The following is a 3,079-nucleotide window of genomic DNA, read 5'->3' on the forward strand; positions in this document are numbered from 1 at the left end:
CCCCAGGAGGGCGCGGCCGGCCCGTGGATGTGCAGCTTGCGCACCACGTTGTGACCGACCTCGCTGGCGATCTGCTTGAGCAGCGAGCCGGCCAGCAGCCGCAGCTGGGTGGCCCAGGCGGTCGAGCGCGCCTCCACGGTCAGCTCGCCGTTCTCCAACTTCACCGGGCGGCTGTTCTGCGCCACCTCAGCGCCGACGACCCGCTCCCAGGCGCCGAACACGGTGGCCTCGGCCGCCGGCTGTTGCCAGCCGCGCGCCTTGACCAGCCGGTTCAGCACCGCGCCGAGCGGCTGCGGCTCGCGCGGGTCGGGGCCCGGGCCGGAGGAGCCACGCAACCGCCGGCCCGAGCCGCCGGCGGCGTCGCCACCGCCGGGCGCACGCCGGGCGCGGGCCGCCGCCTGCCGCCGGGACAGCGCCGCGTCGAGCACCGCCCGGGCCAGCTCCGGCCCGCTGGCGGCCGCCGCCGGCTCACCGCCCGCCGACTCCGCAGCGACCTTCGGAGTACGCGCAGCCGCGGCGTCGCCTGCCGCCGACCGCTCGGTGCCTGGCTTATCCGACACGGCGTACCGTCCCTTCGCCGACCTGGTAACGGGTGCCGCGCAGGGCGGCCGGCACGTCATCGTCCACCGCGCAGGTCACCAGCAGCTGACTCGCCCCGCCGACCAGCTCCGCCAACCGCTCCCGGCGGCCGGTGTCCAACTCCGCGAAGACGTCGTCGAGCACCAGCACCGGCTCGATGCCGTCGGAGCGCACCAGGTCGTACCCGGCCAGCCGCAGCGCGAGCGCGAACGCCCACGACTCGCCGTGGCTGGCGTACCCCTTGGCGGGCAGCGGGCCGAGACTCAACGCCAACTCGTCACGGTGCGGACCGACCAGGGTGGTGCCCCGCTCAATCTCGGCGGAACGGGACGCGGCCAGGGCCGCCGTCAGCGCCTCTGCCAACGCGGCCCGATCGGTGGTCGACTCGGCCAGCTCGATCGACGGCCGGTAGGTGATGCTCGCCGCCCCCCGACCGGCGGCCACCGCGTCGTACGCCTTGGCCACGTGCGGGCTGAGCGCGGCCACCAGCTCCAGCCGGCCGGCGAGCAGCTCCGCGCCGTGCTGGGCCAGGTGGGCGTCCCAGACCGCCAGGGTGCCGAGGTCACCGCCCCGGGACCCACCAGTCTTGCGGGCCAGGTACGCGGTACGCAGCAGGGCGTTGCGTTGCTTGACGACCCGCTCGTAGTCGGCCCGCACACCCGCGTACCGGGGCTGGCGGTTGACCAGCAGGTCGTCCAGGTAGCGGCGACGCTCGGCCGGGTCGCCCCGGACCAGCTCCAGGTCTTCGGGGGCGAAGAGCACCAACCGCAGCGCCCCCAGCACGTCCCGGGCCCGTCGCGCCGGTGAGCGACCCAGCCGGGCTCGGTTGGCCTTGCCGGGCACGATCTCCAGCTCGACCAGAAGCTCGCGGCCGTCGTGCACCACAGCGCAGCGGATCACCGCGGACGATGCGCCCATCCGGACCAGCGGCGCGTCGGTGGCGACCCGGTGTGAGTCCAGGGTCGCCACGTAGCCCAGCGCCTCGACGAGGTTGGTCTTACCGACACCGTTGGCGCCGATCAGGACGTTCGCCCCCGGCTGGAGGTCGACGGCCACCCGCTCGTACGAGCGGAAGTCGACCAGTTCCAGCCGGTGAACGTACACAGGTTGTGGACGCCGCTCAGCGCTTGTGCACGGCGTGGCCACCGAACTGCTGACGCAGCGCGGAGACGGCCTTCATGGCGGGCGAGTCGTCCTGCCGTGAGGCGAACCTGGCGAACAGCGAAGCCGTGATGACGTTCAGCGGCACCGCCAACCGGACCGCCTCGTCGACCGTCCACCGGCCCTCGCCGGTGTCCTCCGTGTAGCCGCTCAGGTCGGCCAGCTCCGGGTCCTCGTCGAGCGCCCGGTCCAGGAGGTCGAGCAGCCAGGAACGGACGACGGTGCCCTCCCGCCAGGACTTGATGACGCCCGGCACGTTGGTCACCAGCTCCGAGGCGGCCATCAGCTCGTAGCCCTCGGCGTAGGCGTGCATCAGGCCGTACTCGATGCCGTTGTGCACCATCTTCGAGTAGTGCCCGGCCCCGACCGGGCCGGCGTGCACGAAACCGAACTCGCCCTCCGGCTTGAGCGCGTTGAAGATCGGCATCAGACGGTCCACGTGCTCCTGGGAACCGCCGACCATCAGCCCGTAGCCGTTCTGCCGGCCCCAGACGCCTCCGGAGACGCCGACGTCCAGGTAGCCAATGCCCCGCTGGTTGAGCCGCTCGGCGCGGGGGGCGTCGTCGCTGAAGCGCGAGTTGCCGCCGTCGATGATGATGTCGCCCTCGCCGAGCACCTCGGCGAGCTCGTCGATGGTGGCGTCGGTGACACCCGCGGGCACCATGACCCAGACCGCGCGCGGGGACTCGAGCTTCTCCGCCAGGCCGGCGAGGGTCGTAACGTCGCTGATCTGCGCGTTGTGGTCGAAGCCGACCACCTCGTGCCCGGCCGAACGCAACCGCTCCCGCATGTTGCCGCCCATACGGCCGAGTCCTACCAGGCCGAGCTGCATGTGTTTCTACCTCCGTGGATCTGGGTGTTGCTGGGCGCGATCAGCGCGAGACGCGGATCGGCATGATGAGGTACCGGTACCCCGGAATGACCTCGCCATCCTCGCCAGCGGGTGAGATCACCGCGGGCTTGAAGGCGTCGACGAACGAGAGCACGGCCGTCTGAGCGCCCAGGTTTGCCAGACCGTCGATGAGGTACTGCGGGTTGAAGCCGATGGTCAGTGGGTCACCGGTGAAGGTGGCCTCCATCGCCTCGCTCGCCCGCGCCTCCTCGGAACCGCCGGCCTCGACCACCAGACCGTCGGCGCTGAAGCTGAGCAGCACCGGCGTGGTGCGTTCGGCGACCAGCGCGACCCGCTTGACGACCTCGATTAGCGTGCTGACCGAAACTCGGGCCTCGGCGTTGTGCGTGGCCGGGAAGAGCGACCGCACCGGCGGGTAGTTGGCGCCGTCGAGCAGCCGGCTGGTGGTACGACGGGTGCCGCCGGCGAGACCGACCATGCCCTCAC

The 3,079-nt window shown here is 72.3% G+C and carries 3 protein-coding genes and 1 pseudogene; all 4 read right to left on the reverse strand.

Features of this window, described 5'->3' with window-relative positions:
• Window positions 1-560, reverse strand: a 560-nt coding sequence (locus tag KBX53_RS27600) for a DUF721 domain-containing protein (protein ID WP_210862448.1), incomplete at its 3' end; no start/stop codon positions are given.
• Window positions 550-1,683, reverse strand: a complete 1,134-nt coding sequence (recF, locus tag KBX53_RS27605; protein WP_210862450.1) for a DNA replication/repair protein RecF — start codon at window positions 1,681-1,683, stop codon at window positions 550-552. The genes KBX53_RS27600 and recF, both read right to left, overlap by 11 nt.
• A gap of 16 nt (window positions 1,684-1,699) precedes the next feature.
• A complete protein-coding gene (gnd, locus tag KBX53_RS27610; RefSeq protein WP_030331875.1) occupies window positions 1,700-2,572 on the reverse strand; it encodes a phosphogluconate dehydrogenase (NAD(+)-dependent, decarboxylating) in 873 nt (290 codons plus the stop codon).
• A 40-nt stretch (window positions 2,573-2,612) separates the two neighbouring features.
• A pseudogene (locus tag KBX53_RS27615) lies at window positions 2,613-3,079 on the reverse strand (DNA polymerase III subunit beta); the annotation flags it as partial.

It is taken from the genome of Micromonospora sp. M51 (assembly GCF_018070305.1).
Lineage (GTDB): Bacteria > Actinomycetota > Actinomycetes > Mycobacteriales > Micromonosporaceae > Micromonospora > Micromonospora parva.

Excerpts from the sequence above, each read along its gene's own strand:
- gnd (WP_030331875.1), bottom strand. The coding sequence starts at position 2,572 with ATGCAGCTCGGCCTGGTAGGACTCGGCCGTATGGGCGGCAACATGCGG.